Source organism: Paenibacillus typhae, from assembly GCF_900099765.1.
Taxonomy (GTDB): Bacteria; Bacillota; Bacilli; order Paenibacillales; family Paenibacillaceae; genus Paenibacillus_AQ; species Paenibacillus_AQ typhae.
Genome location: NZ_FNDX01000081.1, coordinates 1 through 5,709, shown reverse-complemented (window position 1 = coordinate 5,709; position 5,709 = coordinate 1). Strand labels below are relative to the sequence as shown.

The following is a 5,709-nucleotide window of genomic DNA, read 5'->3' as shown; positions in this document are numbered from 1 at the left end:
CGGATCCAAACGGATTTACGAAAGCACGCCTACCCCGCAAGAGGTAGCGAGAGCTTTACGAAACTGTACAACAAGCGAACGGCCGTGGAACGAGTTTTTGCGTACCTCAAAGAGTATTTTGGCATGAAACGTACACGTCATCGCGGTGTCCGGGCAGGTGTGGATTTCCAGCTCAGTACACTGGCCTACAATTTGAGTAAGTTTGCGCTAGACAAGTTGAACAAGCAGTTAAACAGTTTCCAGAAAGTAGCCTGATTTTTTTAAAAAACGATCTCAAAAATTTTGGCCCAGTCTTGCTACTCAACAAACTGAATTATGAAATTGACTCCAAAGTACAACTATCCTGGTGTCTGCTATCCGGACACTCTTTTATTTATTCTTTTATCCTAATTTTCAGGAGGAATAATCATGTCCTATTTAGCCAAGGTACGCGAGCTGAATCCGCTCGTACATAACATTACCAACATTGTGGTGGCCAACTTCTCCGCCAACGGGCTGCTGGCGCTGGGTGCCTCCCCTTTTATGGCCGATGCGCGCGAAGAGGTGGCGGATGTTGCCGCCATGTCCGGAGCAGTGGTGCTGAATATCGGCACCTTGAACGAACAGGCTATCAGCTCCATGATCCTCGCCGGACAGTCCGCCAATACGCATGGCGTACCGCTGGTGCTTGATCCGGTGGGCGCCGGTGCGACTGCTTACCGCAGCGAGGTCACACAGAAGCTGGTGCAGTCCATGCAGCTGACCGCGCTGCGCGGCAATGTGGCCGAGGTGGCCAATGTAGCCGGCGAGAGCTGGGCCAGCAAGGGCGTGGATGCCGGTGCAGGCGAAGGCGATGTGCTTGCACTGGCCAAAAAGGCTGCCCAAAAGCTCGGCTGTGTAGTCATCGTTACCGGCCGGGAGGATGTCATTACCGACGGCAGCCGCACCTTTGTGGCCAGCAACGGCCATCCGGTGCTGACCAAGGTGACCGGAACCGGGTGCCTGCTCAGTGCAGTAACCGGTGCATTTCTTGCCGCGAGCGAAGGCGCATGGCTGGAAGCGGCAGCAGAAGCGATTTCCTTTTACGGCGTCGCCGCTGAGATCGCCGCAGAGCGGACTGAAGGCCAGGGGCCGGGAGCGTTTCAGATTGAATTTCTGAATCAGCTGTCCGCAGTGACCCCGGAAATCTACAGCCAAAGATCGCAGCTCAAACAGCTTAACCACTAACAGCCTGCAGGCAAAAAGGAGAATGCGGTATGACCAAAGCAGTAAAAGCACTTACCATTGCCGGTTCGGACAGCGGCGGCGGTGCAGGTATCCAGGCTGACCTCAAGACCTTTCAGGAGCTGGGCGTGTACGGCATGTCAGCACTCACAGCAGTCACGGCACAGAATACGCTGGGCGTTCAGGCTGTCTATCCCCTGACGGAGGAGGCTGTGGCCGCCCAGCTCGATTCCGTCGGAGCCGATTTGCCGCCGGAGGCCGTGAAGACGGGCATGCTGTTCAGCAGTGCAATCATAAGAACCACAGCCGCCAAGATCAGGGAATACGGCTGGGGCCGGCTTGTAGTCGATCCGGTGATGGTCGCCAAGGGCGGCTCTCCTCTCCTGCTGCAGGAGGCGGTGGCCGCATTGGTCAGTGAGCTGCTGCCGCTGTCTCTGGTCGTCACCCCCAATATTCCCGAAGCTGAAATATTAACCGGCATGACCATCACCGGGCTCAAAGAGCGCGAACAGGCTGCCAGGCTGATTCACTCGATGGGCCCAAGGTATGTTGTGCTTAAAGGCGGGCATGACGACGGAACGGACGGTGTGCGGGATCTGATCTATGACGGGCAGGCGATAACGTACCTGAGCAGCCCCCGCATAGATACCCGGCATACTCACGGCACTGGCTGTACCTTCTCGGCAGCCATAACCGCCGGACTTGCTGCAGGAGATCATGTTAATGAGGCTATACAGACAGCCAAGGCTTTTATTCACGCGGCCATAGAACACAGCCTTGGCATCGGCAGCGGCCATGGTCCGACCAACCATTTTGCCTACCGGCAAAGTCAAAGAGAGGGGCAGAAGAATGCTTAGCCGCAGCGAACATATCAGGGAATTGCTGAAGCTGTATTTTATAATGGGCAGTGTGAATTGCCGCCTGTCTCCGGCAGACACGCTGCTGCAGGCCGTTAACGGCGGCATTACCCTGTTCCAGTTCCGGGAAAAGGGTCCCGGTGCGCTGAGCGGCGCTGCAGCTGTTGATCTGGCCCGCCAGCTCCAGGGCATCTGCCGGCAGCGCGGCATCCCGTTTATCGTCAACGACGATATCGGGCTTGCTGAAATGCTGGATGCCGACGGGGTCCATGTCGGCCAGGAGGATGAGCCAGCCGCTGCCATCCGGCGCAGGCTCGGTGCTGACAAGATCGTCGGCGTATCCGCACATACGCTCGAAGAAGCACAGCAGGCGGTATCGGATGGTGCAGATTACCTCGGCGTAGGCCCGGTTTACCCCACCTCCTCCAAGGAGGATGCCAGGGCAGTACAGGGAACGCAAGTGATCGAACAGCTAAGACGCAGCGGGCTCAGCATACCGATTGTTGGGATCGGCGGTATCACTGCAGATAATGTGACACCCGTAATACGCGCAGGTGCGGATGGAATCTCGGTGATCTCAGCGGTTGCGCAAGCCCCCGAGATCACCGGCGCAGCAAGGCATCTGCTGCACAAAGTTATCACAAGCGGCAGAACTTAAAGAAGATTCAAACAGGGCGGGCAGCATTCTTCGGATGCCGCCCGCCCTGTTTTGCAGTAAGAATATTGCTGTCATGCCTCATCAGTTAGCTGGTCCTTAAATCTGCCCATAACCAGCGTGCTATAGTATGTACCGTCTGCCAGCAGCTTGTCTTTTTTCAGGATGCCCTCGGTTTCGAATCCGAACCTGCGGTAGAGCGAGATAGCCCCGGTATTGGTCTCCAGCACCGTCAGCCCCATCTTGACGATCCCCTGGCTGTCCGCCCAGGAAGTGGCCTGCTGCAGCAGACTGTAACCGATCCCATATCCCCAGAACGCCCGAAGAATGCAAATTCCGAATTCCACCTTATGCGCATTCCTGGACAGCACGCTTCCCTCACATCTGGCGAATCCGGCGAGCTTCCCTTCTACTTCCGCTACAAGAAATAAATTTCTGTCTGCTTCCGTATCCTTGCGGATAATCTCTTCAAATCCTTCCGGACTGATGAAGCCTTCACCCTGACGACGCTCCATATTTTCCGTCTCCCCGTCAATCTGCAGCCTTATTGCCGACAGCTCCGCGGCATCCTCACGGACAGCTGATCTGATAATATAAATAATGCCGTTTCGTTCAACCTGCCGATGACCAATGATCATAAGATAGGTGTCCCCCTTTTTCTGGCGAATGTTAATTATAGCATTTACCGCCTTCCCATTCAGGTGTAAAATTACCCGGACCTCTCTATTAAATTCAAGCGAAGCTGGTGAGCATAAATGGCTAGAGATTTTAGTTCAGGCGGGTTCGGCGGAGGACTGGGGCGCGGAAAGTTTAAATTCGACGAAGCCGGCGGGAGGCCGGACCTTTCCCGGGCGCTGCTGCTGCGGATCAGCAAATATTTTATCCCCTACTGGAAACAGACGCTCGTTGTGGTGCTTGTATTATCTGTATCTGCGGTGCTGGGGCTGCTGCCCCCGATTCTGATTCAGCAGATTATCGACCATGCGCTGCCGGATAAAAATTTGCGTCTGCTTGTTCTGCTCGTTCTGGCTTCCCTGGGCACCACTGTGATTTCCGGCCTGCTGGGAGTGCTGCAGAATTATTTGAATTCTTTTATCTCCCTGAATATTGTGCATGATATGAAAAATCAGATGTACCGCCACCTTCAGCAGATGCCCCTGCAGTTCTTCTCGGAAGTGAAGCAGGGAGAGGTTATTACCAGAATGACCAGTGACATCACCGGAGTGCAAAGCGTGTTCAACAACACAATCGTCAATTTTACAAGCAACCTGTTTATACTCGTCTCTACCGCAGCAGCGCTGTTCTTTATGAACTGGAAGCTGGCTTTGCTTGGCATTCTTGTCGTGCCGCTGTTTATCGTGCCAACCCGCAAAATGGGCAATGTACGCTGGAAGCTGGCCAAGCAGACGCAGGAAAAGGTCTCGGAGCAGAACCGGATTATTCAGGAGACGTTGAGCATCAGCGGCTATCTTTTGATGAAGCTTTTTACGAGAGAGTCTGCTGAATACAGAACCTTCACAGCCATTAACGCAGAGGCTACACGCCTGCAGATCCGCGAATCTATGGCCGGCCGCTGGTTCATCATGTTCCTGTCCACCTTTACGAGTATCGGCCCGATGCTGATCTACCTGTATGGCGGCATTCTTTTTATTCAGGGAGAGCTGACCATTGGTACCATCATCACCTTCGTTGCGCTGCTTGGCAGACTCTACGGGCCTGTCATGCAAATGACGAATTTATATGTGGATATTAAGCGGTCGGTGGCGCTGTTTGAGCGGATTTTTGATTATTTTGATATGGAGCCGGTCATTACAGATCAGCCGGAAGCCACACCAATCAGCGCCGCCGGAAAAAGCATCCTGTTCGACAATGTTCATTTCGCCTATCAGCCGGATAAGCCTGCACTGCGCGGGATCAGCTTTACTGCTGCCGCAGGCACCGTAACTGCACTCGTCGGACCAAGCGGAGCAGGCAAAACAACCATTACCAGTCTGATCCCCAGGCTCTATGAGATACAATCCGGCACCATCAGCATCGGCGGTACAAGCATCCGCGAATTCACACTGGAGTCACTCCGCTCCCAGATTGGCCTGGTGACCCAGGATACTTATCTGTTCAACGGCACGATCCGGGACAATCTGCTGTACGCCCGTCCTGGAGCGGCCGAAGCCGAGATGATTGAAGCCTGCCGTGCTGCGTATATTCATGATTTTATTATGGGGCTGCCGGAACAATATGAGACGATCGTCGGCAACCGCGGGATCAAGCTCTCAGGCGGGGAACAGCAGCGGCTGTCGATTGCCCGTGTGCTTTTGAAGAATCCGCCGGTCATTATTATGGATGAAGCGACTTCTGCCCTTGATACCGTCTCGGAATACTACATTCAGCAGGCCATGCATTCCCTGCTCGCGAACAAAACCGGGATTGTCATCGCCCACAGGCTCTCCACGATTGTAGCTGCCGATCAGATTCTGGTGGTTAAGGATGGAATGATCGCTGAAAAAGGTACGCATGACGGGCTGCTGCAGCAAAACGGGGTGTATAAAGCTTTGTACGACAAGCAGTTTGAGCCAAAAGTGTTCTCTGACCCTCCGGTTGCTGAATAACCCTATTTTGTTGTATAAAAAAACCGTATCCTGCCGCTAATGGTATTATCCCCTTCAAGTAGACACTCGTAAAAAACCTCATGTGTTAACATGAGGAAATGAGTGAACTTGGAGGGGATTTTTGTATGGCCAAAAAGGGACAAGTATTTCAATCGTACACAGAGGAATTCAAGACAGAGGCTATTCAAGCCTATTTTACAGGAGGTGAGAGCTACAAGATTGTCTCCGACAGGTTGGGGATTGCGAACTGTACCCAGCTTAAAGTATGGGTAAAGAAATATCGGAATGGAGAGCCATTCGATACACGAAAAGGGGCAACCAGCCCTTTAAAAGGACGTCCACGTTCTACATTTTCCAGTATAGAAGAAGAACGAGATTACTTAAAGGC

The 5,709-nt window shown here is 53.4% G+C and carries 7 protein-coding genes; 6 read left to right on the top strand and 1 reads right to left on the bottom strand.

Translation table 11 applies throughout. From position 1 onward, the window contains the following. The 4 genes from BLR64_RS29780 to thiE all read left to right on the top strand — a co-directional run. A partial coding sequence (locus tag BLR64_RS29780) for a transposase (RefSeq protein WP_139172156.1) occupies positions 1-255 on the top strand: 255 nt, incomplete at its 5' end. 147 nt (positions 256-402) lie between these two features. Continuing rightward, positions 403-1,206, top strand: coding sequence for a hydroxyethylthiazole kinase (gene thiM, locus BLR64_RS29775; RefSeq protein WP_341833409.1), 804 nt, complete (start codon positions 403-405; stop codon positions 1,204-1,206). Positions 1,207-1,235: 29 nt separating this feature from the next. Further along, on the top strand, positions 1,236-2,060 hold the full coding sequence (gene thiD, locus BLR64_RS29770) for a bifunctional hydroxymethylpyrimidine kinase/phosphomethylpyrimidine kinase (protein ID WP_090720324.1): 825 nt from the start codon (positions 1,236-1,238) through the stop codon (positions 2,058-2,060). Beyond that, on the top strand, positions 2,053-2,718 hold the full coding sequence (gene thiE / locus BLR64_RS29765; protein WP_090720323.1) for a thiamine phosphate synthase: 666 nt from the start codon (positions 2,053-2,055) through the stop codon (positions 2,716-2,718). The genes thiD and thiE overlap by 8 nt, the downstream gene beginning before the upstream one ends. 71 nt (positions 2,719-2,789) lie before the next feature. Here the strand turns inward: thiE and BLR64_RS29760 are convergent, their stop codons facing one another. After that, complete coding sequence (locus BLR64_RS29760; protein WP_090720322.1) at positions 2,790-3,353, bottom strand: GNAT family N-acetyltransferase; 564 nt, start codon at positions 3,351-3,353, stop codon at positions 2,790-2,792. A 117-nt stretch (positions 3,354-3,470) separates the two neighbouring features. On the opposite strand from BLR64_RS29760, the gene BLR64_RS29755 reads away from it, so the two are divergent. Both BLR64_RS29755 and BLR64_RS29750 read left to right on the top strand, forming a co-directional pair. Continuing rightward, complete coding sequence (locus BLR64_RS29755) at positions 3,471-5,321, top strand: ABC transporter ATP-binding protein (RefSeq protein ID WP_090720320.1); 1,851 nt, start codon at positions 3,471-3,473, stop codon at positions 5,319-5,321. Positions 5,322-5,446: 125 nt separating this feature from the next. Beyond that, positions 5,447-5,709: transposase (locus BLR64_RS29750; protein ID WP_090719671.1), on the top strand; the 263-nt coding region annotated here is incomplete at its 3' end.